Origin of the sequence: Gordonia liuliyuniae (assembly GCF_021738805.1) — a bacterium.
GTDB lineage: Bacteria > Actinomycetota > Actinomycetes > Mycobacteriales > Mycobacteriaceae > Gordonia > Gordonia liuliyuniae.
Window position 1 is genome coordinate 114,491 of sequence record NZ_JAKKOR010000012.1, and the last position, 25,606, is coordinate 140,096.

Here is a 25,606-nt window from a genome sequence, read left to right on the forward strand (position 1 = left end):
CTATGACTCGTATTGATGTGCACCAGCACTTGCTACCGCCCCTGTACCGCCGCGTCCTCGATGAGCGGGGGCTCACATCGGGCGGATGGCCTACCCCTGCCTGGGATCCGAGGGGTGCGATCGCGGCGATGGACCACCGCGAGATCACGACCGGAGTCCTGTCGGTGAGCGCACCCGGCGTCCACTTCGGGGATGACGACGACGCGCGCCAGCTCGCCCGGGCGGTGAATGACTACCAGGCCGAGTTGATGAAAGACCGACCAGAGCGATTCGGCCACTTCGCTGTCCTGACGCTGCCTGACGTCAAGGGCGCGATCGTTGAGGCCACCTACGCTCTCGAGGAACTGAAGGCCGACGGAGTCGTTCTACTGTCCAACGCGCAGGGGACATACCTCGGAGACCCGTCGATCGAACCGCTGTGGGAGTACCTCGACACTCAGGCAGCCGTGGTGTTCATTCACCCTGCCGAGCCGCCCATCACCAGGTTGCCCGGCCTGCCCAGTCCGGTCGTCGACTATCCGTTCGACACCACTCGTACGGCGGTTCATATGGTGGCGAACGGTGTCATGGCGCGGCACCGAAGAATGCGGGTGATCCTTGCACACGCTGGCGGCTTCCTACCGTACGCGGCTGAGAGGTTCACTCTGGCCGCTTCTTTCAACACGGGTGCCACGCCCGAGGGGATCCGCAGGGACTTGCGCAGCTTCTACTTCGACACGGCCTTGTCTTCGTCAGCGCTTCCCGCACTGTTGGCGTTCGCCGCGGCCGGGCACGTGCTCTACGGAAGCGACTTTCCGTTCGCTCCGGCGCCAGTACGCGCCGAGGTTGACGCTGAACTGGAAACGTACCGGGGTTGGCAGCCCGGCCAGCTCGCGGCTCTTGAGCACCACAACGCCGAAGCGCTCTTCCCGCGTTTGCGGCGTTAGGTGGATCCGTTGCGGTGCCGTCGGCACGAAGTGTCGGAAGCTGTAGCGGAGGAGAACCGAGCCGGCGGGGCGTCCCGGCTCGGACACTGTCGGCAGTCAGCGAAGCTCGATCCAAGGTGCACGCGGCGTGCCTCGGGAGTCGGCTGACGAACTGAGGAGGCAGGGGCGGGACCAGACTCGCTCCCGGTAGGGCGCAACTCTCGTCGGTTGCGCAGTAGGGCTCCTCGATGGAGTTGAGCTGAGGATTCAGGACGCTGAGACTCGGCGACCGGCCGCGCAGACACCGATCAGTCGCTCGTTCCTGTCAGACCGCCGTGTCACGCTCATCTCCATGACCCAGACTCCGCCCACCGAACTGTGCGACTGTCCACGCCGAGACCACACCGGCTCCGAGAACGGGTGCTGCCTCAACCCGTCGATCCGCAGCGAAGGGGCCAGCGACACCGAGGTCGGTTACTCCCGCTACTCGGAGTGCGGCTGCTGCATGTCCCACTGTCCTGATGTACACCCGTCACCGACCCCCAGGCTTCTGACCAGTGCCGGGCTCGCTTGTCGTCGCCAAGGGGCACTTCGACACGCTGCTGGCCGAGAAGCAGATGGAGTTGCGCGAACGCGAGTCACGCGGGGAACTGCGGATCGCTCCGCAGGCCGAGATGCGGTCGCCAGGGATGGACCGATGAAGCTGAGCCTGATCGTTCTCTACGTTTCACCGCCGCCCCTTGACCGCGCCGCGGCGTTCTACGGTGAGATCCTCGCCGCCGAACCCGTCGCCGAGAAGCATGGCTCGGGTCCCCGGCAATGGTCGGTCACGTCCGACGAGACCGGTCTCGTGACGGAACTGTATCCGGCCACATCGTGGCCGCACACTGCAACGCGTCTCGAGTTCCACGGCGTGGACATGGACGCTGCGGCGCACCGCCTGATGGACCACGTGTACGCCTTGCCGGAACACGCCAGGGACGGTGCCGGTTGGTGGGTGAGCGATCCCATCGGCAACACAGTGGTGCTGTTGCCGGAGCCGACGCCGAGCTGAGCACAGTTGCCCGCGCCGCGCACACCATTTCACTGGGATCAGTCAGATCGTGTCCGCATGAACGAGTCGACCTGGACTGAACCGCCCGCCGCCGAGGACGCACCGCCCGAACTGCTGCACGATGCGCGCGCTACTCGCCGAATTCCAGGAACTCTCCCCGTCAGCGGACGGGTACGCCGAGGCCGTCACCGCACTGCGGGTGTCACGAGACGCGATGGCCGCGCCGCCCATCCGATCCCGCGTACCTCGCGGCGCAGCGGGAAGGAGCAGGCGCATGACGACCGGCCCCGTGCACATCCGCGACGAAGACGAGCAGTGGGCTGACTGACGGCGCGTCGATAATCGGAGGGGAGATATTCACGTGGTTCTCCTGTCGAGGTTGAGGTTCGTGAGGGGCTGCAATGACCACGCTGGCGTCGACGAGGTCCATTGCCACGCCGGCCTGCAGCACTGACCGTCTGATGGTCTGATCGGGGTGTAGCGCTGCGGCACCAAGAACGATGTCGCGGACGCCGAAGGCCTTAACGCAGCTGCCGTTGGTCGGGGCCCGGGTAATCGATACCAAGCGCGCGGTGAACGTGGGCCGGCGCCAGCGCTGTCGTCGCGCCCCAGGCGATACGACCGATACCGATCATTGTGAGAACAGTCCGCTCGGCGGTGTCCGGCAGTGTTGGTGTCATCTGGCTTCTCGCTCAGTCCGTTGCATCACCTGGTGTTTGGGCCGGGATCGCTGCGATCGGGATGGCCGCGGCCGGGGGTACAGCGGCAGCCATTCTTGCTCATCGTACGCAAAAGCCACTACGCGACTCCTGGAACAAAGCGCTGGCCAGGGGTTGTCTCCCCTCGCCAGCGCCTTGCCTATCCGGCCTCTAGAGCATGCAGCTGACGCAGCCTTCGACCTCGGTCCCCTCGAGGGCCATCTGACGCAAACGGATGTAGTACAGCGTCTTAATTCCCTTGCGCCATGCATAGATCTGCGCCTTGTTGACGTCGCGTGTGCTGGCGGTGTCCTTGAAGAACAGGGTCAAGCTCAGGCCCTGGTCAACGTGCTGCGTCGCGGCAGCGTAGGTATCGATGACCTTCTCGTAACCGATCTCGTAGGCATCCTGGTAGTACTCCAGATTGTCGTTCGTCAGGTACGGCGCCGGGTAGTAGGCGCGGCCGATCTTGCCTTCCTTGCGGATCTCGATCTTCGACGCGACCGGGTGGATGGAACTCGTCGAATGGTTGATGTAGCTGATCGAACCGGTCGGCGGGACGGCCTGCAGATTCTGGTTGTAGATGCCGTGCTCCTGAACGCTGGCCTTCAACGCACGCCAGTCGTCCTGTGTCGGGATGGCGATCCCGGCCTCGGCGAAGATTCCGCGCACCTTGTCGGTGGCCGGTTCCCACACCTGGTCGGTGTACTTGTCGAAGTACTCGCCCGACGCGTACTTGCTGTCCTCGAAGCCCGCGAACGCGTTGCCTCGCTCCTGCGCGATCGTGTTCGACGCACGGATCGCGTGGTACACGACCGTGTAGAAGTACATGTTCGTGAAGTCGATGCCCTCTTCGCTGCCGTAGAAGATCCGCTCACGAGCGAGGTAGCCGTGCAGATTCATCTGGCCGAGCCCGATCGCGTGACCGTCCTCGTTGGCACGCTTGATCGACGGGACCGAATCGATCGACGTCTGATCAGCCACCGCGGTGAGGCCGCGGATCGCGGTCTCGATGGTCTGCGCGATGTCCGGCGAATCCATCGTCTTCGCGATGTTCAACGAACCGAGGTTGCACGAGATGTCACGGCCGACATGCGAGTACGACAAGTCATCGTTGAACGTCGACGGCGTCGACACCTGCAGGATCTCCGAGCACAGGTTCGAGTGGGTGATCTTGCCCGCCACCGGGTTCGCGCGGTTCACCGTGTCCTCGAACATGATGTACGGGTAACCCGACTCGAACTGCAGCTCGGCGAGAGTCTGGAAGAACTCGCGCGCCTTGATCTTGGTCTTGCGGATTCGCCCGTCCTCGACCATCGCGTGGTACTCGTCAGTGACATTCACGTCGGCGAACGGCTTCCCGTAGACGCGTTCCACGTCGTACGGGCTGAACAGGTACATGTCGTCGTTGTTCTTGGCGAGCTCGAACGTGATGTCCGGGATGACGACGCCGAGCGAGAGAGTCTTGATACGGATCTTCTCGTCCGCGTTCTCACGCTTGGTATCCAGGAACCGGTAGATGTCGGGGTGGTGCGCGTGCAGATAGACCGCGCCCGCGCCCTGACGTGCACCGAGCTGGTTGGCGTAGCTGAACGAGTCTTCGAGCAGCTTCATGATCGGGATGACACCCGAACTCTGGTTCTCGATCCGTTTGATCGGCGCGCCGTGCTCACGGACGTTGCTCAGCAGCAGCGCGACACCGCCGCCACGCTTGGACAGTTGCAGCGCCGAATTGATCGAGCGGCCGATCGACTCCATGTTGTCCTCGATACGGAGCAGGAAGCACGACACGGGTTCACCACGCTGCTTCTTGCCCGAGTTGAGGAACGTCGGCGTCGCCGGCTGGAAGCGCCCGTCCATGATCTCGTCGACGAGGTTGCGTGCGAGCGACGTGTCGCCGCTGGCGAGCGTCAACGCGACCATGCAGACACGGTCCTCGAAACGCTCGAGATACCGCTTGCCGTCGAAGGTCTTGAGCGTGTAGCTCGTGTAGTACTTGAACGCGCCGAGGAACGTCGGGAAGCGGAACTTCTTGCTGAAGGCGTGGCCGAACAGCAATTTGACGAACTCGCGGTCGTACTGGGCGAGCACCTCGGGCTCGTAGTAGTTCTCCTTGACGAGGTAGTCGAGCTTCTCATCGAGATCGTGGAAGAACACCGTGTTCTGGTTGACGTGCTGCAGGAAGTACTGCCGCGCCGCCTCTTTGTCCTTCTCGAACTGGATGTTGCCGTCCGCGTCGTACAGGTTGAGCATCGCGTTGAGCGCGTGGAAGTCCAACTCCCCGGGGTCGTGGCCCGCGGGGCCTGCGTGCACCCCCGACTGGCTGGCCGAAACGGTGGAATCTGTGGCAGTGGCGGTGGGCGACACGGGTACTCCTGGAGTGTCTAGTGCGCTGGTGCGCGATGTGCTCGGACGAAGTCGGCGAGGCCGGCCCGCACTCGGGTGACGTCCTCTGGTGTGCCCATCAACTCGAACCGATAGAGGTAGGGCACGTTGCATTTGCCGGCGATGATGTCGCCTGCCATACAGAACTCCGCTCCGAAGTTTGTATTCCCGGCGGCGATCACTCCCCGGATCAACGATCGATTGTGTTCGACGTTGAGGAACTTGATGACTTGCTTGGGTACGTAGCCGCCGCCCGCATGGGCGGTGACCGTGCCGCTGTCGCTGACCTTCCCTCCCCCGTAGGTCGGGCTGATCAACACGTACGGCTCGTCCACTCGGAAGGCACCCTCACGGTCGATCAGCGGGATCCGCTGAGACCGGGCTCCGAGCTTGTGCACGAAGCGTTGGGTGTTCTCCGAGACTGACGAGAAGTAGACGATCAACGGCAGGTCGTCGCGGCCCGGTACCTCGTCGGCGGCCGCGGACATCGGCCCGGGCTCAGGCCGCGCGGACGGCGATGGCCTTGATGCGGTCCGGGCGGAAGCCCGACCAGTGGTCGTCACCGTCGACGACGACCGGGGCCTGCAGGTAGCCGAGGGCCATGACGTAGTCGCGCGCCTCGTCATCCTGACTGATGTCGACGACGTCGTACGACAGACCGGCCTTGTCGAGTGCCTTGTAGGTCGCATTGCACTGAACACAAGCGGGCTTGGTGTAGACGGTGATTGCCATCGGCGAGACTCCCTCATCCTGCGGTCGTGGACCGCTTCCCTGCGACTGTTTGTTCGTGGTCTGTTCGGGAGGCCTTCCCGGTGAACGACGTCGATGTGATTCGATCGCCTTCTGTCCGCCCCCCGGACACTCCAAACACTACACCTAGTGGTTCGGTTTTCAACCGACCACAATCACTTGTGAATAACATTCGTGAAAGTCCCAGGTCGGGATGACGTCATCCACAGGTCACTCGGCGTGTCTCGGCGCGTTCGGCGTGTCGTGCACAGCACTGTGGAGGAGTACTCAACAGCTGTGGATCGAACCATGAGACCAGTCAATCATCGGGGTGTGACAGTCACGCTCGGCGACGACGAACGAGCCCCGCGGCTGCGAGAGTCTCTCGCGGCCGCGGGGCTCGTTGAACGGCTCCGCTCCGGGATCTCCGGCGCGCACCGTCTCACCGGTCGCCGTCGAGGGTCAGACGGCGACCGCGACCGAGTCGACGAGGACCCGGACGGCTTCGCCTACCTGGCCGACGATCTCGTCGGTCCGCACACCCGCGTCGTCGAGCTTGCCGGTGGCGACGCCGATCTCGACCTCCTCGACCACCCGGCCACCCGCGATACCCGCCGACTTGCGGGTGTCCTGGCGCGACCAAGTGCCCGCATACTGCCCCAGGGCGGCGCCGATCACGCCGACCGACTTGCCGACCATCGCACCGGCGCCGTACGGACGCGACAGCCAGTCGATGGCGTTCTTGAGCACAGCGGGCAGAGTCCCGTTGTACTCGGGCGTCACCAGGAGGACGGCGTCGGCGGCGCCGACCGCCTCGCGCAGCTGCGCGACACCGGCGGGCAACGCACCTTCGATGTCGATGTCCTCGTTGTAGAACGCGAGATCGCCGAGCCCTTCGACGATCGAGCCGGAGACGCCCTCGGGGAGGTTCTCGAGCGCGACCTCGGCAAGCTGACGGTTGATGGATTCGGCCCGCAGACTGCCGACGAGGACGGCGACGGTGAGGTTGTTGTCCGACATGAAGTTCTCCTACTGAGGTCGTTGCAGCGGTGTCGTTGCAGTGAAGTCGTTGTCGCGAGCCGTCGTCGGGACGTCCCGCATCGTCCACGACGATTAAAACGGACCACGGTCCGCAGATCATCCCGCGACGCCGGTGACATCGGTCACCGCACGGGACCGATCGCAGGTGAAGCCGACAATCAGCTAGTGTCGGGCTATGGCGATCTCGCAGCACACATCCGTCGGCCTGCCGGTCATCGGCGGGCCGACACTGTCGTGCGAACGTGCCGACGCCGCACGTAATCGACGCCTGCTGCTCGCCGCCGCGCAAACGCTGATCGACGACAACGGAGCGGCAGCCGTCACGATGGACGCCGTGGCCCGTGCCGCAGGCGTTGGCAAGGGCACCGTGTTCCGCCGTTTCGGCAACCGCACCGGCCTGATGCGTGCACTCCTGGACCACTCGGAATCGGATCTGCAACAGGCGATGCTGTCCGGTCCCGAACCGCTCGGTCCGGGCGCGCATCCACTCGAGCGGCTCGTCGCGTACGGCCGTGCCCGTCTCAAGATGACCATCGACCATCTCGACATCCTGCTCGAAGCGAACGCCGACGATCCTGATCGACTGTCACACCCGGTGTGGACGATGTCGACGCAGCACGTGAAGATCCTGCTGCGCGAACTCGGATTCGCCGGCGGTCTGGACGTGCTGGCACACGCCGTGCAGGCTCCTCTCGACGCGATCACGGTCCGGCACCTGCTCAAGGTCGTCGAACTGACGCACACGCAGATCGCCGACGACTGGGAGCGCATGGTCCGCGACCTCACGGCCGGTGCGTCCTGAGCCCGGTCAGCGCACCACGTCCCGCATCGTCAACGCCGCGACACGACTGAGCTCGGGGCCTTCGGGCATCAGCGAGATCACCGACCACGGGGCCCGCAGCGGCGTGTCCGACAGGCCGAGGCTCGTCACTGCGTCGTCGCCCGCCAACCGGTGGCGTACGCCGGTGTCGGCGATCAGGAAGCGCTGTCCAGCGAGCGGGCTGTCGGCTCGAATCCCCGTCAGCGCAACGTATTCGGCCGTCCCCGGCGCCAGGTAGACACCGTCGACACCCGGCCCCGGCCCATCGGCAGATCCGAGTCGCACCGGCGCTCCGGTGCCGGGCACCGGCAACCGATCGGCGACCACCAGTCGCTCTTTCGCGCTCTCGTCCCGCCGTCGCGCCCAGTGTCTGCAGAGCACCGCGTCCGACCCGCCCCGCATCGCAGGCGCGCCGCCCGGAAAGTGCCCGACCGGCAGTCCGTCGACCGCTCGAACACTCGTCAGCTCGGCCGATGCGACGTCGCGGATCGGCGGCGCGGCGTCGACGGCCAACAACATGTCGGCGGCCGTCTCCGGCACCCGTTGCACGCCGTCGGCCAGGACCACGCGGTAGACGTGGGCGCCTGCCGCCGTAGTGGTGCGGATGACGGCTCCGACTGCGGCCCCGAGTGGACCCGGCGATCCGCGCTCCGGAACCTTGGGGACCTCGAGCGCAGGGACTTGGGGGAACGTGTCGAGCAACGCTGCGGACACGGCACGCGGCTCGACCCCCTCCAGTCCCAGGGCACGCAGCACTTCGATCCGCGACGTGTCGACCCGCGCCTTCACCGGCAGCGTGAGGTCACCTCGACGGTCGTTGTACAGCAGCCACTGCTCGTCACCGTCGCTGACGAGCACCCCGGAGTCGGCGGGCGCCGCTCGCGGGTCCGCCCCCGCCAGGACCACGGTGCCGTCCGCCCCGTCGCACACCGTCCACGCCGAGTCACCGTCGTCGGCGGCGCCCGGCAGCGACGCGGGCGCGCCGGGGATCCCGAGCGTCGGTCCACGCGAATACTCCCGCAACGACGCCGCGCTGACCGCCTTCACCGCAGCCGGGCTCCCCACCACCAGTCGAGCGGACGCGAGGTTCAGCACCGGATGCATCACCTCGTCGACGCGGACGAACAGGGCACCGCCCGGATCGGTGACGATCTGCGCGTCACCGACCGTCGGAGCTGGCCGGATCAGTCCGTAGACGCCTGCCCCCGCCAGGATCAAGACGGCGATCACCACTCCGGCGACCAACGCTCTGCTCTGCGAGCGCATCGGATCATGAAGCAACCGCACATCGCGGCGGATCAACGCGTGCTCGGCCCTCGTCAAGCCGAACCGATAGCCGCTGACCTGCGCTCGCGTCGTCATACGTCTGGACATTCGTGACCATCCCCCCGGAATCGGTCTATCCCCCGATATCGAATCCGATACAGGCACGCTAGCCGCGTTGTACCGTGACGCCTAGCAGTTCGGGGGAATTGGCGATTCGGGGGAATACACATGCGACTGCTCACACGCACTCATGTCGGACCGCGCCGGGAACCGTTCGACGTGCCCGACGGGGACGGATTCGTCGGTGTCGGGCTCGACGGAACCCGCTTGGTGTCGGTGCTGTCGGTGATTCCGCCGCCGCCCGCCCCAGTGCTGCTTCCCGACGGGCCCCGCGCACGGCTCCCCGTCGACGCGATCGCCCGCTGCTTCGCCTACACCGACGCCCGGCCCGCCCGCATCGACGTCGTCACCCGCACTCTCGCCTCGTGGGGCGACGGTCCCGCAGCTCGCGCCTATCGCACGGTGCTCGGCCCACTGGATCCGGCGTCCCATCGCACTGTCGCCCTGGTGATCCGCATCGACCCGGCACAGTGCCAGGCAGCCGTCGCCCTGCGCGGCGGCGGGGCCGTCGGCGCGCTGCGAACTGCGCTGTGGTGCGTTCGGCGGGTGACCGCGGCGGCGGCGCCGCACGTCAGGCTGCGACCGTTGACGGCGGCGGCGCTGTCCACGGACGCCGCCTGGACGCTCGACGCGCGCTCGGCGGTCGCCGCGACGCTGGAGCCGACCGGGTTCGACGGCGTCGCTCCGCCCATCGGTGGAGACGGCCAGGTGGTGGGCGCGGCGGAATCGGGCGCTCCGATCGCACTCTGCCTGGCCGGCCCGCACATCGACCGAGTCGACATCGCAGCCCAGCCGAGGCTGATCAGGCAGACCGCGGTCCGCCTCGCCGCTCTCGGCGTGCGCGGACACGTGATGACCGACCGTCAAGAGCTGTGGCAGCCGTTGGCCGCGGCGATCGGTGACCCGCTCCTGTTCGGTCTCGGCCCATCGGTTCCGCCGACTGCGCAGGTGGTGATCCGCGACGTCGAGCAACCCGACGACAGCAGCGAACCGGGCGTGACCGAGCTCCGCGTCCACCGTCGCGACGTGCGGACGTCGCCGGGCCGCTTCCTGCTCCGTCAAGATCTGGGCGACGCGTCGCTCATGCATCTGGTGGCGCCCGACGGCGCGACGACCACGGTGCGGACAGTGTCGACGCCTGCCGAACGTGCGCTCACCGGATGATCCGCGCGGCCATGCGACTCAGGGAACGAACGCGCGGACGAACTCGGTGTCCGACGACGCCGCGTGCACGACGACGTCCGGATCGGAGTCGGCGATCCACACCGCATCGCACGCGGACGCGGTCACGTCGTGCCCGTCCCCCGCGGACACCGTGATCCGGCCGGAGAGCACCGCGATGATCTGCGGTCCGGACACGCCGAAACTGACCGACGACGGCTGGTGCATACCCGTCCCGTCCAAGTGCACACGCGAGAGCCGGAACTCCGGTGCTGGCGTCAGATAGACGAGTTCGGACCCGACCGTCGTGCTCTCCGGGGTCAACTCGTCGAGGCTCACCGGGGTGAAGTCCAGGACGCGGAGCAGTTCGGGGACGTCGATGTGCTTGGGGGTCAACCCGCCGCGCAGCACATTGTCCGAGTTCGCCATGAGCTCGACAGCCGTGCCGTGAAGATATGCGTGCAGGTTGCCTGCCGCCAGGTACAGCGCTTCGCCCGGCCGCAGGTGAATGCGGTTCAGCAGCAGGGACGCGAGCACGCCCGGATCACCCGGATACGCTTCGCCGAGTTCGAGGAGCGAGCGCAGCTCCAACCGGAACCGGTCTTCGCCGCGTTCCAGCGCGCGCACCGCACCGGCGAGCGTGTCCGGCACCAGCGTGCCGATCACCGAGTCCGGCAGTGTGAGCCAGGTCGTGAACACCGCGCGCAGTCCTGTGTCGTCCGGCTGGCCGGCGAGCAGACCGAGGTACGGATCCAACGCGGGCACCTGCAGGCTGCGGAGCAACTCGACAGTCCGGTGCGGGTCACGGAAGCCGGCGAGCACGTCGAAGTCGGTGAGTGCCACGACCAGTTCCGGTTTGTGCCAGCCGTCGCGGTAGTTGCGTTCGGGCGCGTCGAAACGCAGGCCTGACGCGTTCTCCCGGGCGAATCCTTCGGCTGCCTGCTCGGCGCTCGGATGCGCCTGCAGCGAGAGTGGTTCTTGCGCGGCGAGGATCTTCAACAGATACGGCAGGCGCGGGCCGAACTGATCGATCACTGCCGCCCCGAGTGCACTGGCCGGATCGTCTTCGATCACCGAGAGCAGATCGCTGCCGGACTCGAGGGTCGCGGGCGACGCCGGGTGCGCACCGAACCACAGCTCGGCTTCCGGATGGGCCGACGGGCTCGGCGCGCCACGCATCTGTGCCAGTGCCGTGCGCGAACCCCAGGCATACGGCCGGATGACTCCGGCAAGCAGCTTCATCGCGCGGCGGCTCCCGTCAACTCCAGGTAGGCGACCGCGAAGTCGGCGCGGACCGCCATCGCGAGATACGCTCCGAGGTCGGACGGCGCGTCGCCGAACTCGACGGCGCCCCGATCGGCGACCGGGCTCGCGGGGCCCTCCGGTGCACTCGCCTGCTCGGTCACGATGTCGACGTCCCCGAACGACGCGGTGCGCTGTTGCACACCCCAGCTCCGGCTCGCGGTCGTCAGCATCATGACGCGGGGCCGCTCGACGGGCGCCCCGCCACCGACCCCAGAGTCGCCGAAGTCAGGGCCGTCGAAGTCTGGGTCATAGAAGAGTGAATCGGTCGCTGCCCCGGAGCGCGCCGGAACGCGCAGACGTGCGAGGATGTCCGCTTCGTCTCCGGCGGCCGACATGATGCCCGCGACGGCGAACAGGGTGGCCGCGACGTGTTCGGCGAGGGCCGTCGCCGCCGGGGTGTCGCCCGCCCACGCGACGGATCGTCCATCTGCCCGCATCGCCAACAGTTTGGCCTGGTTGTGGAAGCTCTCGTTGCCCGGACGGTAGGCGGTCGCCTCGGCGTCGAGGAGATCGGCGACGTCCGCGAGCGCAGGCGGCGTCGGATGCATCCGCGCCGCGCTGAGCTGCGTGCACACTGCGACAAGCACAGCGACGAGACGGACGAATCCGAAGCGTGCGTCCGCCGGTAGCCGTGGTGACATGTCGGCGATCGACGCCGCGGCGACGGCGTCGGCGAACGGGCCTTCGACGGGCACCGCCGCGACGAACTCCGCGCGACGGCGCAGCGCCCGGAGCGCTGCATCGGCGTAGCTGCGATCGCCCGGGTCGTCGCCCGCCGCGACCACCACGTCGAGCGGACCGATCCATCCGGGCAGGGTCGGCGCGACGACGAGCGGGGCGTCGACCCGCGCCGCCAGCAGTGCGACGACGAACTCCGCAGCCCGCCGCGCGGACGCCGACGCCCCCGTCACCACGACGATCGCGCGCGGCCGCAGGTCGGTGAGCGGGTCGAGGACGCCTTCCGAGACCGCGTGTGCGACGGCGCGGACGTGCGCGCCGGACGTGGCAGCTGACCGCAACAGACCATCGCGGTCAGCGGCGATGAGACCGTCGACGTCGTCGAGGTCGCGGAAGTGGGCAGACATGTGTTCCAGCCTAGGGCATGGCCTCGGCGTAGCGAGGCGTCCGAATGGACTCAGTCGACCGGGTCGGGCAGGACCCGCAGGTGCCCGCGCCGACCGGGTCGCGGAGTCACCGGGGCGGCCGATGCGGAAGCGCCGGACCGTTCGGTTGCGCGATGTCGTCCGCGCTGCGACTCGTCGAAGTCGGAGTGTGTCCGGAACGACGGCCGGGTGACCGGCGCGGCCGACCCGACTTCCCGGACCGCTTCGGCGAGCGCCGTCAAGTCCTGGTCCTCGGTGGTCTGCGTGAATCCGCTTCCGCTTCGCAGCATCTCCCAACCGCGCGGAACGGTGATGCGGTCGGCGTGTTCGGCGCACAGATCCCACGAGTGCGGCTCCTCGGCACCAGCGAGGGGGCCGATGACCGCTGTCGACTCCGCATAGACGAAGGTCAGCGTGGCCACGGCCAGCTTGGAGCAGCCTGGGCGGCAGCACTGACGGGGGGAACTCACACCCACACCTTAACGTGTCGTGTCGGTCCGGCCGCGTTCGACACACGCCCTAGACTGGCGTTCATGGCGTTTCGTCTCGCTCCCCTGCACTCAGGCCACCTTCTGCTGACTCCGGCGTCGCGTCGTGCCCGGGACAAGCGCGGACGCGGCCTGCGCGGGCCGATCCTCGCTCCGGGCATTCCCGCGCGACGCACCAGATCGGATGCGTTCGACCGCGCTGCGGTCGACGCGTTCGCCGAGCTCGACGCGCGCTGGCATGACCGGCTGACCGGCTTGGACGTTGCGGTCGACGACATCCCCGGGACCCTGCCGCGCGGTGCGGACCCCTCCGAATGGGAGACGGTCGCCTGGCCCGAAGAGGTCACGGCGGACGGACCCGTCCCGTTGGCACGACTGATCCCGGCGGCCGTCGACGCGCAAGGACGACCGACGCGCGCGCAGATCGTCCTGTTCCGACGTCCACTCGAGTTGCGGGCGCTCGACGACGACCTCCATGAGTTGCTACGGGAGGTCCTCATTCAGCAGGTCGCCACATACCTTGGCGTCGACGAGGACACCGTCGAAGACGGTCCGGAAGAATAAACCCTTCAGATGATGCCGCGCTTGAGGCGGCGACGTTCGCGCTCGGACATCCCACCCCAGATGCCGAATCGCTCGTCGTTGTGCAATGCGTACTCAAGGCAGTCGGCCTTGACCTCGCACCCCTGGCAGATCCGTTTCGCTTCACGCGTCGATCCACCCTTTTCGGGGAAGAACGCTTCGGGATCGGTCTGCGCGCAGAGTGCCCGATCCTGCCACTCGTCTTCCACCGCGTCGAACAGTGCTTCGAAATCGCTCGGAACAGCCGTGAGGTGCCCAAAACCCGACCCCGTAATTCGACTGGTCGGCTCAGCACCTTCGCCGTGATCAATAGTCATAGTCGGCGCCCTCCCTGCTTCGCTCCACCCTTAATGACACTGATGTGATTACACACGGTGACAATGGTGCGGGTCAAGCCGAACGCCAAGATTCATTCATAACATCGGGGACCGACAAAACCGTTCGTGCGCGAGTTTACCGACGCCCGTCGGCGTGTCGGCGGGCGCTGGTTAGAGTGGATCCCTGTGAATGTGACCGTACTCGTCGGAGGCGTCGGCGGCGCCCGTTTCCTGCAGGGCGCACGCGAGCTGTTCGGTGTCACCGATTTCCCTGCCACCGCCCCGTCGGCGGGCTCGGTGACCGCGATAGTCAACGTCGGCGACGACGCGTGGATGCACGGCGTCCGCATCTGTCCCGACCTCGACACCTGCATGTACACGCTCGGCGGCGGCATCGACCCGGAACGCGGGTGGGGCCACCGGAACGAGACGTGGAACGCCAAGGAGGAGCTCGCGGCGTACGGCGCCGATCCGGACTGGTTCGGGCTCGGCGACCGTGATCTCGCGACCCACCTGATCCGCACCCAGATGCTCGACGCGGGGTTCACCCTCGCCGACATCACCGCCGCGCTGTGCAAGCGCTGGCAGCCCGGCGTCCGACTGCTGCCGGTGACCGACGACCGACACGAGACGCACGTAGTCGTCGACAATCCGGGCGGCGAGCCCGGCGAGAAGGTCGCGATCCACTTCCAGGAGTGGTGGGTCCGGCATCGCGCCAAGATCCCGACACACGGATTCGCCCAGGTCGGCAGCGACGCCGCCACGCCCGCTCCCGGAGTGCTCGACGCCATCGCCGACGCCGACGTCGTCCTCCTCGCGCCGTCGAACCCGGTGGTGTCCATCGGCGCGATCACCAGTGTCCCCGGCATCCGCGCGGCGCTGCGCGCCACCTCCGCACCGGTCGTCGGCGTCAGCCCCGTGATCGACAACAAGCCGTTGCGCGGTATGGCGGACGAATGCCTGTCGGTGATCGGCGTCGAGACGTCCGCCGAAGCGATCGCCGCCCATTTCGGTGCGCGGTCGGGGAACGGGCTCCTCGACGGCTGGCTGATCGCCGACGGCGACCACGCCGAGGTCGACGGCATCGAGATCGGGTCGGCTCCGCTCCTGATGACTGATCCGGCGACGACCGCCGACATGATCCGCGCGGCCCTCGCGCTGGTGGGGGTGCAGGCGCCGTGAGCGAGCCCAGCACTCACGACCCCAGCACTCACGACCACCGGGCACTCGACGGACTCCGTATCCTGCCCGTGACCGGGCTCGGCGAGTTCGAGCCCGACAGCGATGTCGCCGCCGCGATCACGACGGCCGCGCCGTGGCTCGTCGACGGTGACGTGCTGGTCGTGACGAGCAAGATCTTCTCGAAGACCGAAGGGCGGATGGTCGACGCCCCGACTGATCCGGACGAGCGGGACGCGTTCCGCCGCCGACTGATCGACGACGAGACCGTCCGCGTCGTCGCCAAACGCAACCGGACGTTGATCACCGCGAATCGCAACGGGCTGGTGCAGGCCGCGGCGGGCGTCGACGGCTCCAACGTCCGCACCGATCAGATCGCGCTGCTGCCCGTCGACCCGGACGCGAGCGCCGCCCGGCTGCGCGCCGCGCTCGCCGCGCGCGGGCTCGACGTGGCCGTGATCGTCACCGACACGATGGGACGCGCCTGGCGCACCGGGCAGACCGATGTGGCGATCGGGGCCGCAGGCGTCGCCGTCAGCCATGCGTACGACGGCGTCGACGACGCGTACGGCAACACATTGATCGTCACCGACATCGCGGTCGCCGACGAGATCGCGGCTGCGGCAGATCTGGTCAAGGGCAAGCTCGACGGGGTCCCGGTCGCAGTGGTGCGCGGATGGCGTCCCGTCGACGACGGGTCGTCAGCCCGCGATCTGGTCCGCGACCTCGACGACGACATGTTCCGGCTCGGCGTCGAAGAGGCGATCGGCCAGGGCCGCCGGGAGGCGATCCTGACACGCCGATCAGTGCGAGCGTTCGCCGACGAGACGGTGCCCGAGGACGTCATGAACGCGGCGTTCGGCGACGCGCTCACCGCGCCCGCCCCGCATCACACACACCCGATCCGCTTCCTCTGGTTGCGTGACGCGCAACGCCGACGGGCCCTGCTCGATGCGATGGGCGATGCGTGGCGCACCGACCTCGACCGCGACGAGAAGAGCGACGAGTCGATAGCCAAGCGCGTCGCACGCGGCCAGATCCTGTACGACGCACCGGAACTGGTGATTCCGGTGATGACCGGCGAAGGCATGCACACCTATTCCGACGCCCGCCGCAACGCGTGCGAGACCACGATGTTCACCGTCGCCGGAGGCGCCGCCGTCTCCGGGCTGCTGGTCGGGCTGTCGGTCCGCGGTGTCGGCAGCTGTTGGGTCGGTTCGACGATCTTCGCGGCGTCCACCGTTCGCGACGTGCTCGACTTGCCCGAGCAGTGGCAGCCGTTGGGCGCGGTCGCGATCGGCTATCCCGCCGCGGAGCCCGGCCTGCGTGCGCCCGCCGCGACCGACGGGCTGGTCATCGAACTGTGAACATCACCGACGCGACCCGCGCCGTCCTCGACGGCTGGCACGCACCCGATTCCGGACAGGACGCGCTGCGGCACACCATGTTGGCGTTCATCGACGCGGTGGACGACCCGTGCATGCGAGCATGCGTCCCCGGACACGTCACGGGCTCGGTCATCGTCTTCGACGCGACCCTGCGCCACGTCCTGCTCACGCTGCATCCGCGCGTGGGGAAATGGATCCAGCTCGGTGGACACTGCGAGCCGGGCGACGCCAGCGTCGCCGCAACAGCGCTGCGCGAGGGTCTCGAGGAGTCGGGCCTCGCTTCGCTGCGACTGTCAGACGGCCCGGCGCATCTGCACACGCATCCGATCACGTGCTCGCTCGGCGTTCCGACGCGACACCTGGACATCCAATACGCGGCCGTCGCCGACCCCGCCGCGGACGGGTCGCTCCCCGACATCGTCCGCAGCGACGAGTCCGTCGACCTCGCCTGGTGGCCGGTGGACGACCTGCCCGCCGACATCGACGCCGACACGATCCCGGTACTCGTCGAGCGGGGCTCCGCCGCGCTTGCCGGACTGCCGGATTCGCCAGCGCGGTGACTAGCGCTTAATCCACCAGCACTTAATCCACTAGCGCGCTCTTACCGACGCAGACCACGCCGCCCGCACTGACCTGGAAGCGCTCGCGGTCGTGGGCGAGGTCGACGCCGAGCTGCCCGTCATCGGCGACGGTCACATTCTTGTCGAGGATCGCGTTGCGCACGACCGCGTTCTTTCCGATCCGAACACCGGGCATGAGGACGCTGCCCTGCACGACGGAACCTTCGCCGACGACGACGTCGTTCGACAGGACCGAGTTGTGGACGGTGCCACCGGAGACGATGCAGCCTGCACCCACCATCGAGTCGTTCGCGGCACCGCCTCGCAGGAACTTGGCAGGCGGCAGGTGGCTCGTCGCGCCGCGGATCGGCCAGCGCTGGTTGTACAGGTTGAACACGGGATTCTCCGAGATGAGATCCATGTGCGCTTCGTAGAACGAGTCGATGGTCCCGACGTCCCGCCAGTATCCCTTGTCGCGGGGCGTCTCACCGGGGATCGTGTTCTCGTCGAAGTCGTAGACGTACGCTTGCGCGGCCCGCACGAACGCCGGAATGATGTCGCCGCCCATGTCGTGGTCCGAGTCGGGGTCGGCGGCATCGCGTTTGAGCGCCTCGACGAGCTTGTCGGTCGTGAACACGTAGTTGCCCATCGACGCGTACGTGACATCCGGATCGTCCGGGGTGCCGGGCGGATCGCTCGGCTTCTCGACGAACGCCGTGATCTTGTTGTCGTCGGCGGAGTCGATGCAGCCGAACGCGATCGCCTCCTTGCGCGGTACGCGGATGCCTGCCACGGTGACGGCGGCGCCCGACTCGATGTGCGCCTGCACCATCTGAGACGGATCCATCCGGTACACGTGGTCGGCGCCGAAGACGACGATGTAGTCGGGTTTCTCGTCGTCGATCAGATTCATCGACTGGAATATCGCGTCAGCACTGCCGGTGTACCAGCGCGGACCGAGTCGCTGCTGCGCCGGAACGGGGGTGATGTACTCCCCGTGGAAACCCGAGACCCACCAGTTCTGGGAGATGTGCCGGTCGAGCGAATGCGACTTGTACTGGGTCAGCACGCACAGACGTTCGTACCCGCCGTTGACCAGGTTCGACAGCACGAAGTCGATGAGCCGGTACGAGCCGCCGAACGGCACCGCAGGCTTAGCGCGGTCCATCGTCAACGGATACAGGCGTTTACCCTCTCCGCCGGCGAGGACGATTCCGAGCACGTGCGGTTGTGATCTCACCGTTCAAACATATCGGCACTGGAGCGAAGCGACCACCCGGCCGTCCCGAACGGCTACCGACAGTGTGGTGTTCACCGTCGACGCGCGAGGGTGACCGTCACGTCGAGAGCCGCGGTCGCGGCGCCGGCCGAAGCGAGGTCGGCCGCTGCCGCCAGCAGTTCGTCGGCCGTCCGGTGAAATCCCGCGGGGCCCATGCCTGCGATGTCGGCGAGCTGATCCGGCAGGAGGTCGAGCGATGCGACCACGCGCTCGGTGGCGGTGATGTCGAAGTCCGAACGCAGGTCGGCCTCGAGGCGATCGGCCTTACCGTCGCCGACACGCAGCATCCCCATGGGTTCGACGATCTCCGCGAGATGTCCGGGGTTCGGAGTGATGATCACCCAGTGGCCGCCCGGCATGAGGATGCGGGTCGTCTCGGCGACGTTGCGCGGCGCGAACACCGACAGGACCGTCGACGCGGCGCCGGTCAGGATCGGGATCGACGCCCAGAGATCGGCGACGACCGACACGGCGCGCGGATGTGCGCGCGCGGCGGTGCGCGCGCATGATTTCGACAGGTCGACGCTGACGCCGACCGCGCCGTCACGTCGAGCGTCGAGCACGGCGGCCAGATAGGCGCCGGTGCCTCCGGCCGCATCGACGATGACCTCGTTCGACTCGTCGCGACCCGGCCGCGTGGCCGCTGCCGCGACAGCGTTCTGGATCGGCGTGTACAGCCCGCTCGCAAACACCCGGGCGCGGGCCGCGACCATGTCGGCTGTGTCGGACCGGTGTGCGGTCCCCTTCCCGCCGAGCAGGGACACGTAGCCCTGTCGCGCGAGGTCGAAGCGATGGCCAGCCGGGCAACCGAGAACTCGCCCCGATGCCTCGAGGGCTTCCTGACAGACGGGGCAGGCCAGGTGTGCGGCTGCGAACAGCTCCGGTCGCACCGTCAGGCGGTGACCTCGCGGAGAGCCTCGCCGAGAGCACCGGCCTCTTCGTCGTTCAACTCGACGACGAGTCGTCCGCCGCCGTCGATCGGGATACGAACGACGATCCCGCGACCTTCCTTGACCGCTTCCATCGGTCCGTCGCCCATTCGTGGCTTCATCGCCGCCATGCCCGTGCTCCCTCCAACGCTTCAATGACTGGGTCCATGATACGTGCAGCGTATCCGCGACTCGTCGTCAGCACCGGCCGAACTTACTCAGTCGTCAGTCTCGTGCACCCGAACGGTCGGCATGGCACCGGTGTCGGCGACGTCGCGACCGGACAGTTCGTGGACCACATCGCGGAGTTCGTCGATCTCGCGCGCCAACTTCTCCAGGGCCCAATCGACTTCGACGGCACGGTAGCCGCGGAAGCTCTGCGCGAAGACGAGACCGCGGACGTCGTCGCCGCCGATCCCCGCACGGGGCAGCCGAGTGAGGGTGGTTCCGGATTCGATCGGCGGCAGATCCTCGCCGCGTCCGAACACGAACCACACCAGTGCGAAGATCAGTGCGACCAGTACGGCCACGCCGATCACGTACAGTCCGATGATCGCCACCCCTCCAGCCTAGCGCCGCGCGGCCGTCTAACGCCGCCGACCGCCTGACGCCGCCGCGTTCAGGACTCGCGGATCGAGGTCGGCGACCGGCGGCCGCTCGTCACGCATCAGCTCGGTGGTACGGGGCGCGAATCCACCGGTGTCGTCGGGCAGGAACTGGGTGAGGCCGACACCGGAGTCGTCGATCCCGCAGCGGTCGAGGAGCGTCGCGACGATCTGCCTGCTCATGACGGCGAGGTCGCGGAGCGGACGGTTCCGGTGCTGCCGGACGCCGAGATTGACCTGTCCGATCCCGGTGAGCCCATAACGGTCGTAAGTGTCGACGAGCAGTCCGATCTCGACGCCGTAGCCGGGTGCGAACCGCACCGACGTCAGGAGTTCGCGGGTGCCCGCGTATTCGCCGCCGAGCGGCTGCAGCACCTCGCCCAGCTCAGGTTTGAGCGCGGTGAGCAGCGGGCGGGCGAGGAGTTCGGTGACCCGGCCGCCGCCGGAGGCCTCGTGGGTGGCCCCGGTCGTCAACGGCCGCCGGTAGTAGCCCTTGACCAGGTGGATGCTCGGCTCGGCGAGGAGCGGTCCGAGCATCTTCGGGACGAACATCGGGTCCGGGTCGATGAGGTCGGCGTCGACGAACGCGACGAGGTCGCCAGTCGTCGCGGCCAGTGACCGCCACAGCGCCTCGCCTTTGCCCGGCTGCGGCGCGATCCCGGGGATCGCCTCTTCCCGGGTGACCACGCGCGCTCCGGCGGCGTGTGCCCGTTCGGCCGTCCGGTCAGTGCACCCGGAGTCGATGACGACGAGTTCGTCGACGAGAGAGCCGAGCAGGGGTGCGATCGAGGCGATCACCTGCGCGACCGTGTCCTCCTCGTTCAATGCCGGCAGCACCACCGAGACGGTCCGGCCGGATTTCGCGGCGACGAGTTCGCCGACACTCCACTCCGGGTGGTCCCACGTGTGGGTGTGGGACCAGCGCGCCTCCCCCTCCCCGCGTTCGGTCCAGACAGCGTTCATGCGAGCCCTCGCACGGTGCGCGCCGGCGGTCGGGTGCCCGCGATCGACGCGACCATGTCGACGACGCGACGCGTGTCGGCGACTTCGTGCACCCGGAACAAGCGGGCGCCGCGCGACGCCGCGAGCGCGGTGGCGGCGAGTGTTCCGGCCACCCGTTCGGTGAGCCCGACGCCGAGCGTCTCGCCGATGAAGTCCTTGTTCGACAGCGCCATCAGGACCGGCCACCCCGTGTCCACGAGTCGGTCGAGGTCGCGCAGCAGCGCGAGTCCGTGGTGGGTGTTCTTACCGAAGTCGTGCGTCGGGTCGATGAGGATTCCGTCGTCACGGACTCCAGCCGCTCTGGCCCGCATCGCAGCCGACGTGACCTCCTCGATGACCTCGGCGACGATGTCGTCGTAGGCGACCCGGTGCGGTCTGGTCCGCACGCGAGCGCCGCCGGTGTGCGAACACACGATGCCTGCGCCGGCCTGTGCGGCGACGCCGACGAGACCCGGATCGACCCCGGCCCACGTGTCGTTGATGATGTTCGCTCCGGCGTCGCACGCGGCCGACGCGACTTCGCTGCGCCATGTGTCGACGCTGATCAGCAGGTCGGGGTGCCTCGATCGGATCCACGCGATGAGCGGAACCACCCGCTGCGCTTCGGCGGCGGCGTCGACGTTCTCCCCCGGTCCAGCCTTCACTCCGCCGACGTCGACGATGTCCGCGCCGTCGGCGACGACCGCGTCGACGCGAGCCTTCGCCGCGTCATCGGAGAAGGTGGCTCCACGGTCGTAGAACGAGTCGGGGGTCCGGTTGACGATCGCCATGACGAGGGCTCGATCGGTGGCGACAGGCCGACCGGCAAGGGTCGACCGGGCCGGTCCGGCCGTCGGGTCAAGGCTCACGGATTCACCCTACGGGGGCGCGTGTCTCCGCTCAGCGCGGGGCCTTGGCGGCCGCGACGTCGGCCGGGTACTCGGCGTAGAACGGCACATACCCGTCCTGACGACCCTTGAGCACCCACACCTCGTCGTCGCCCACGTCGGTGTAGGCCTCCTCGCGCAGTTCCACTTTGCGGTTCTTGAACGTCGAGGTGACCTCGAATTCGGGAACGAATCGAATGAACAGCGGTACCGCGTAGGTGGGCAGGTCGGCGTACATGCGGTCTGCCAGACGCTTCGGGTCCGGGTCTGCCTCGCCGGAACGAGTAACCGCGACCATACCCGCGCGGCCGTCGCAGCCGGGGACCTCGACGCCGTAGGCGACGGCGCCGCCGATCGCGTCGTCGCTGGTCACCGCGCCCTCCACCTCGGTGGTCGCGACGTTCTCACCCTTCCAGCGGAAGGTGTCGCCGAGCCGGTCGACGAACGCGATGTGCAGGAAGCCGAGCTCGCGGACCAGATCGCCGGAGTTGAAGTAGGAGTCGCCGGACTTGAACGCGTCGCGGATGATCTTCTTCTCGGTCTCGGTCGGGTCGGTGTAGCCGTCGAGCGGGATCCGGTTGGTGATCTCGGAGATCAGCAGGCCGGGGACGCCCTTCTTGACCGGCGTCACCCGGCCGTTCGCGTCGCGCTTGGGCGTGCCGTCGCTGTTGTACTCGACCACCTTGTACGGGAGCGGGCAGAACCCGACGGTCTTCTTGACGCCGAACACGTTGACGAACGCGAGGTTCGATTCGCTCGCCGCGTAAAACTCGACGATGCGGTTGATGCCGAAGCGTTCGGAGAACTCGTCCCAGATCTCCGGGCGCAGGCCGTTGCCGACGATCACGCGGACCGAGTGCTGGCGGTCGACCGCGCGCGGCGGCTGCGCCAGCAGGTATCGGCAGAGCTCGCCGATGTAGGAGAATGCGGTCGCCCGGTTCTCGATGATCTCGTCCCAGAACTTCGACGCCGAGAACTGCTTACTGAGCGCGATGCAGGCGCCGTTGGCGAGCACGGAGCCGAGGGACACCGAGACCGCGTTGTTGTGGTAGAGCGGCAACGCGACGTACATCGTGTCCGACGGCCGCAACCGCACCGACATCCCGCCGATTCCGCCGCTGTTCGACAGCCAGCGGTTGTGGCTCATGACGCTGGCCTTCGGCAGGCCGGTGGTGCCGGAGGTGAAGATGTAGAACGCGGGAGTCGACGCCGGGAGGGTCGCGGTGACTGCCGGGTCGGCCGTCGACTTGCCGTCGGCTGCCGCCTCGAGGGCCGCGAAGTCCAGGACGTGCTCGGGCTGCACGCTCGCGCTCATCGAGGCGAATGCCTCGTCGCATTCGGGGTCCCAGACCAGGACTTTGGCGCCGAGTAGGGACATGCTGTGGTCGATGACGTCGCCGCGCTGGTTGTAGTTGATCATTCCGGCGACGGCTCCGAGTTTGAGCGTCGCGAGGATCATCAGCAGATCGGTTGGGTTGTTCTTCGACAAGATCGCGACGATGTCGCCGACGCCGATGCCGCGTTCGGTCAGAACGGCCGCGTACCGGTTGACGATGCGATTGCATTCGCCGTACGACGACGACTCGCCGTGCCACCGGAGGAACGGACGGTCCGGGTGCTCGGCGGCATGCTTGGCGAACACCTGGCCGATCGAGTTCTTCGTCTCACCCGTGCGGAGGACGATGCCGGGCGCGTGTCGCGCCATCGATGGGAGGTCGGGAGCCAGCGTGGCCACCCCCTTGAGGATGTCAGTGATCCCGACCTTCGTTGGCGCTGCATTCATGCTTTCTCCACTCTCCGCACCGACATGTGAATGCCGCCACCCTACCGTCGAGTCAGTTGTGTTATCGCGTCGGCCGCCGTGTCGACGACGATGAGCCGGTCAAGCGCGTATCCGGAGACGAATCCGCGGGCCTTCAGTTCGTGCAGCCACTCGAGCAGCGGATCGTAGAAGCCGTCGAGGTTGACGATGACGACCGGCTTGTCGTGCTCGCCGAGGTAGCCGCCGGTCCACGTCTCGAAGAACTCTTCGAGCGTCCCGATTCCGCCGGGGAGCGTGACGAATCCATCGGAGCGCTCCTCCATGATCCGTTTGCGTTCGCGCATGGTGTCAGTAACGATCAGCTCGTCGGCGTCCAGGTCGGCGACTTCTTTGGCCATCAGATGTTCCGGGATGACGCCGATGGTCCGCCCGCCCGCGGTGCGGGTCGCGCGGGCGATGCTGCCCATCATCGAGACGTTGCCGCCGCCGGAGACCAGGGCAAGGCCCGCACGGGCCAACCCGGTGCCGAGATCGGCGGCCAGACGCAGATACTGCTCGTCGACCGCGCCGGACGCACAGTAGACGCAGATCGCGGGCTGGTCCGCGCTCACGAACGGACCGCTTTGTCGCACACGGCTTGAACGGCCTCGGCTGGGGTGTCGACGAGCGTCACGAGGTCGAGGTCGTCGGGGGAGATCTTGCCTTCGTCGGCGAGGGTGGTCGTGATCCAGTCGACGAGCGGCCCCCAGAACTCGCGTCCGACGAGAACGATCGGGAACCGCAGAACCTTGCCGGTCTGGACGAGGGTCAAGGCCTCGGACAGTTCATCGAGCGTGCCGAAACCGCCGGGCAGACAGATGAATGCCTGCGCGTACTTGACGAACATCGTCTTGCGGACGAAGAAGTAGCGGAAGTTCATGCCCAACGTCAGGTACGGGTTCATGTGCTGCTCGAAGGGCAGCTCGATGTTCAGGCCGATCGACGGGGCGCCGGCCTCGTAGGCACCCTTGTTGGTGGCTTCCATCGCGCCGGGTCCGCCACCGGTGATGACAGCGAAGCCGGCCTCGCCGAGCAGCCTGCCCAGTTCGACGGCCCGCTCGTAGCCGGGCGAGCCAGGCTTGTCGCGCGCGGATCCGAACACGGTGACCGCTTCGGCGACGTTCTCGAGGGCGTCGAAGCCGGACACGAACTCGGACTGGATGCGCAGCACTCGCCAGGAGTCGCGGACGGTGCGGTGCGCGGCGCGAGTCGGATCGCGCGGATCGACCCACTCGAGCAGTCCGCGGTCGGTCGGCACCTGTTCGGCGTCGCCGGGCAGCCTCACCTGCGCCGCGCCGACGTGTCGAACCTGAACGTCCATGTGGGGAATGTCGCCGGGACTGGACTGCGCCTCGCGCGCATCGTCTGCCATGGCGGAAACGGTACCAACCGCGCAGGCGCACGCTACTCGCCCCGCTCCGGAGGGTCGAGCCCTGGGCGTCGTCATTCGCGCAGGGCCCGCGCCCGTGCAGAACGCCGTGCCCTGGGCACGAACCGCGGCACACCTGGGAACAGGTCAGCGCACCTCGAACACCGGCATGCCCGGTGCCGCGTCCAGGATCTCCGCGTCGGTCGAACCGGGCGCGAGGCCTTCGTCGAAGGCCGCCACCTGCCACGCCCAGCGCGTCAGGTAGGCACGGATGAGTTCCGGTTTGCGGTCGTCGTCGAGTTCGACGAGCGTCACCGCTTCGCTGCGGCGGCCGCGCCGGAGCGTGACCGCTCCCCCGGCTCGGACGTTCCGCACCCACTGGGTCCGACCTCGCGCGGAGACGAGGTATCGCACACCGTCGAGGTCGAGGACGTTGACCGGCGTCGTTCTTAGTTCCCCGCTCACCCGACCCGGCACCTGCAGGTCGTAGCAGCCGCTCGGCGCGAAACCGATGCGCGCCAGACTCCCCACCAGCTTGTTCAGTGCGAAGCCCAGTCGCCCAGTCGGCTCGATGTAGCGATCGGCGGCGGTCGTGTCGTTCATCTCAGTCTCCTTCGAACAGTAATCGTGAACAGTGTTCTCCCTTTTACTGTA

The 25,606-nt window shown here is 67.6% G+C and carries 29 protein-coding genes; 10 read left to right on the top strand and 19 right to left on the bottom strand.

The window, feature by feature from the left end:
- Positions 1-2: 2 nt before the first annotated feature.
- The 4 genes from L5G33_RS16450 (at position 3) to L5G33_RS16465 (ending at position 2,287) form a co-directional block, all read left to right on the top strand.
- Positions 3-926, top strand: a complete 924-nt coding sequence (locus L5G33_RS16450; RefSeq protein ID WP_236999244.1) for an amidohydrolase family protein — start codon at positions 3-5, stop codon at positions 924-926.
- Between the two features lie 536 nt (positions 927-1,462).
- On the top strand, positions 1,463-1,606 hold the full coding sequence (locus L5G33_RS16455; RefSeq protein WP_236999245.1) for a hypothetical protein: 144 nt from the start codon (positions 1,463-1,465) through the stop codon (positions 1,604-1,606).
- The gene (locus L5G33_RS16460) at positions 1,603-1,959 is read left to right on the top strand and encodes a VOC family protein (RefSeq protein WP_236999246.1); all 357 of its coding nucleotides are present in this window, start codon (positions 1,603-1,605) and stop codon (positions 1,957-1,959) included. The genes L5G33_RS16455 and L5G33_RS16460 overlap by 4 nt, the downstream gene beginning before the upstream one ends.
- Positions 1,960-2,080: 121 nt before the next feature.
- Positions 2,081-2,287: a hypothetical protein gene (locus L5G33_RS16465; RefSeq protein ID WP_236999247.1), complete on the top strand. Its 207-nt coding sequence runs from the start codon at positions 2,081-2,083 to the stop codon at positions 2,285-2,287.
- A 541-nt stretch (positions 2,288-2,828) separates the two neighbouring features.
- Here the strand turns inward: L5G33_RS16465 and nrdE are convergent.
- The 4 genes from nrdE to L5G33_RS16485 all read right to left on the bottom strand — a co-directional run bounded on the left by nrdE (position 2,829) and on the right by L5G33_RS16485 (position 6,791).
- A complete protein-coding gene (nrdE, locus tag L5G33_RS16470; RefSeq protein ID WP_236999248.1) occupies positions 2,829-5,024 on the bottom strand; it encodes a class 1b ribonucleoside-diphosphate reductase subunit alpha in 2,196 nt (731 codons plus the stop codon).
- Positions 5,025-5,041: 17 nt separating this feature from the next.
- Positions 5,042-5,530, bottom strand: coding sequence for a class Ib ribonucleoside-diphosphate reductase assembly flavoprotein NrdI (gene nrdI, locus L5G33_RS16475; RefSeq protein ID WP_236999249.1), 489 nt, complete (start codon positions 5,528-5,530; stop codon positions 5,042-5,044).
- A 10-nt stretch (positions 5,531-5,540) separates the two neighbouring features.
- Positions 5,541-5,774 (bottom strand): glutaredoxin-like protein NrdH, encoded by a 234-nt coding sequence (nrdH, locus tag L5G33_RS16480; RefSeq protein ID WP_236999250.1) that lies wholly within the window; start codon positions 5,772-5,774, stop codon positions 5,541-5,543.
- Positions 5,775-6,233: 459 nt separating this feature from the next.
- Positions 6,234-6,791 (bottom strand): NAD(P)H-dependent oxidoreductase, encoded by a 558-nt coding sequence (locus tag L5G33_RS16485; protein ID WP_236999251.1) that lies wholly within the window; start codon positions 6,789-6,791, stop codon positions 6,234-6,236.
- 196 nt (positions 6,792-6,987) lie between these two features.
- Between L5G33_RS16485 and L5G33_RS16490 the strand changes: the two genes are divergently transcribed.
- Positions 6,988-7,614 carry a TetR/AcrR family transcriptional regulator gene (locus tag L5G33_RS16490; protein WP_236999252.1) on the top strand — a complete coding sequence of 209 codons (627 nt, stop codon included), beginning with the start codon at positions 6,988-6,990 and terminating at the stop codon, positions 7,612-7,614.
- A 6-nt stretch (positions 7,615-7,620) separates the two neighbouring features.
- On the opposite strand, the gene eccB is transcribed toward L5G33_RS16490, so the two are convergent.
- Positions 7,621-9,006: a type VII secretion protein EccB gene (eccB, locus tag L5G33_RS16495; RefSeq protein ID WP_236999253.1), complete on the bottom strand. Its 1,386-nt coding sequence runs from the start codon at positions 9,004-9,006 to the stop codon at positions 7,621-7,623.
- Positions 9,007-9,126: 120 nt separating this feature from the next.
- Here eccB and L5G33_RS16500 point away from each other — a divergent pair, with 120 nt between their 5' ends.
- Positions 9,127-10,182: a type VII secretion protein EccE gene (locus L5G33_RS16500; RefSeq protein ID WP_236999254.1), complete on the top strand. Its 1,056-nt coding sequence runs from the start codon at positions 9,127-9,129 to the stop codon at positions 10,180-10,182.
- 18 nt (positions 10,183-10,200) lie between these two features.
- Here L5G33_RS16500 and manA read toward each other — a convergent pair whose 3' ends face one another.
- Genes manA through L5G33_RS16515 form a run of 3 tightly spaced genes read right to left on the bottom strand, consistent with a single transcriptional unit; the run spans position 10,201 to position 13,057 of the window.
- The gene (manA, locus tag L5G33_RS16505; protein ID WP_236999255.1) at positions 10,201-11,421 is read right to left on the bottom strand and encodes a mannose-6-phosphate isomerase, class I; all 1,221 of its coding nucleotides are present in this window, start codon (positions 11,419-11,421) and stop codon (positions 10,201-10,203) included.
- A complete protein-coding gene (locus L5G33_RS16510; RefSeq protein WP_236999256.1) occupies positions 11,418-12,569 on the bottom strand; it encodes a hypothetical protein in 1,152 nt (383 codons plus the stop codon). Before L5G33_RS16510 ends, manA begins: the two co-directional genes overlap by 4 nt.
- Positions 12,570-12,619: 50 nt before the next feature.
- Positions 12,620-13,057 (bottom strand): DUF3499 domain-containing protein, encoded by a 438-nt coding sequence (locus L5G33_RS16515; protein WP_236999257.1) that lies wholly within the window; start codon positions 13,055-13,057, stop codon positions 12,620-12,622.
- A gap of 63 nt (positions 13,058-13,120) precedes the next feature.
- Between L5G33_RS16515 and L5G33_RS16520 the strand changes: the two genes are divergently transcribed.
- A complete protein-coding gene (locus L5G33_RS16520) occupies positions 13,121-13,639 on the top strand; it encodes a metallopeptidase family protein (protein WP_236999258.1) in 519 nt (172 codons plus the stop codon).
- 5 nt (positions 13,640-13,644) lie between these two features.
- Here L5G33_RS16520 and L5G33_RS16525 read toward each other — a convergent pair whose 3' ends face one another.
- Positions 13,645-13,974, bottom strand: coding sequence for a WhiB family transcriptional regulator (locus tag L5G33_RS16525; protein WP_236999259.1), 330 nt, complete (start codon positions 13,972-13,974; stop codon positions 13,645-13,647).
- 186 nt (positions 13,975-14,160) lie between these two features.
- On the opposite strand from L5G33_RS16525, the gene cofD reads away from it, so the two are divergent.
- The 3 genes from cofD to L5G33_RS16540 are packed head-to-tail and all read left to right on the top strand — an operon-like array spanning position 14,161 to position 17,101.
- Positions 14,161-15,156 carry a 2-phospho-L-lactate transferase gene (gene cofD / locus L5G33_RS16530; RefSeq protein WP_236999260.1) on the top strand — a complete coding sequence of 332 codons (996 nt, stop codon included), beginning with the start codon at positions 14,161-14,163 and terminating at the stop codon, positions 15,154-15,156.
- Positions 15,153-16,520 (top strand): coenzyme F420-0:L-glutamate ligase, encoded by a 1,368-nt coding sequence (locus tag L5G33_RS16535; protein WP_236999261.1) that lies wholly within the window; start codon positions 15,153-15,155, stop codon positions 16,518-16,520. The genes cofD and L5G33_RS16535 overlap by 4 nt, the downstream gene beginning before the upstream one ends.
- Positions 16,517-17,101 carry an NUDIX hydrolase gene (locus tag L5G33_RS16540; protein ID WP_236999262.1) on the top strand — a complete coding sequence of 195 codons (585 nt, stop codon included), beginning with the start codon at positions 16,517-16,519 and terminating at the stop codon, positions 17,099-17,101. Before L5G33_RS16535 ends, L5G33_RS16540 begins: the two co-directional genes overlap by 4 nt.
- Before the next feature lie 22 nt (positions 17,102-17,123).
- Here L5G33_RS16540 and glgC read toward each other — a convergent pair whose 3' ends face one another.
- The 10 genes from glgC to L5G33_RS16590 all read right to left on the bottom strand — a co-directional run bounded on the left by glgC (position 17,124) and on the right by L5G33_RS16590 (position 25,555).
- Positions 17,124-18,341 (bottom strand): glucose-1-phosphate adenylyltransferase, encoded by a 1,218-nt coding sequence (gene glgC, locus L5G33_RS16545; protein WP_236999263.1) that lies wholly within the window; start codon positions 18,339-18,341, stop codon positions 17,124-17,126.
- A 71-nt stretch (positions 18,342-18,412) separates the two neighbouring features.
- Positions 18,413-19,270: a putative RNA methyltransferase gene (locus tag L5G33_RS16550; RefSeq protein ID WP_236999264.1), complete on the bottom strand. Its 858-nt coding sequence runs from the start codon at positions 19,268-19,270 to the stop codon at positions 18,413-18,415.
- A 2-nt stretch (positions 19,271-19,272) separates the two neighbouring features.
- Positions 19,273-19,440: a DUF3117 domain-containing protein gene (locus tag L5G33_RS16555; RefSeq protein WP_236999265.1), complete on the bottom strand. Its 168-nt coding sequence runs from the start codon at positions 19,438-19,440 to the stop codon at positions 19,273-19,275.
- Between the two features lie 87 nt (positions 19,441-19,527).
- Positions 19,528-19,869 (bottom strand): DivIVA domain-containing protein, encoded by a 342-nt coding sequence (locus tag L5G33_RS16560; protein ID WP_236999266.1) that lies wholly within the window; start codon positions 19,867-19,869, stop codon positions 19,528-19,530.
- A 27-nt stretch (positions 19,870-19,896) separates the two neighbouring features.
- On the bottom strand, positions 19,897-20,877 hold the full coding sequence (locus L5G33_RS16565; protein ID WP_236999267.1) for a glucosyl-3-phosphoglycerate synthase: 981 nt from the start codon (positions 20,875-20,877) through the stop codon (positions 19,897-19,899).
- On the bottom strand, positions 20,874-21,686 hold the full coding sequence (gene folP, locus L5G33_RS16570) for a dihydropteroate synthase (RefSeq protein ID WP_236999389.1): 813 nt from the start codon (positions 21,684-21,686) through the stop codon (positions 20,874-20,876). Before folP ends, L5G33_RS16565 begins: the two co-directional genes overlap by 4 nt.
- Positions 21,687-21,795: 109 nt before the next feature.
- A complete protein-coding gene (locus L5G33_RS16575; RefSeq protein WP_236999268.1) occupies positions 21,796-23,565 on the bottom strand; it encodes a long-chain-acyl-CoA synthetase in 1,770 nt (589 codons plus the stop codon).
- A gap of 41 nt (positions 23,566-23,606) precedes the next feature.
- Entirely contained in the window at positions 23,607-24,155 is a 549-nt protein-coding gene (locus L5G33_RS16580; protein WP_236999269.1) for an LOG family protein, read from the bottom strand.
- Positions 24,152-24,955, bottom strand: a complete 804-nt coding sequence (locus tag L5G33_RS16585) for a TIGR00730 family Rossman fold protein (RefSeq protein WP_236999270.1) — start codon at positions 24,953-24,955, stop codon at positions 24,152-24,154. Before L5G33_RS16585 ends, L5G33_RS16580 begins: the two co-directional genes overlap by 4 nt.
- A gap of 144 nt (positions 24,956-25,099) precedes the next feature.
- Positions 25,100-25,555 carry a nitroreductase family deazaflavin-dependent oxidoreductase gene (locus L5G33_RS16590; RefSeq protein ID WP_236999271.1) on the bottom strand — a complete coding sequence of 152 codons (456 nt, stop codon included), beginning with the start codon at positions 25,553-25,555 and terminating at the stop codon, positions 25,100-25,102.
- Between the last annotated feature and the right edge of the window lie 51 nt (positions 25,556-25,606).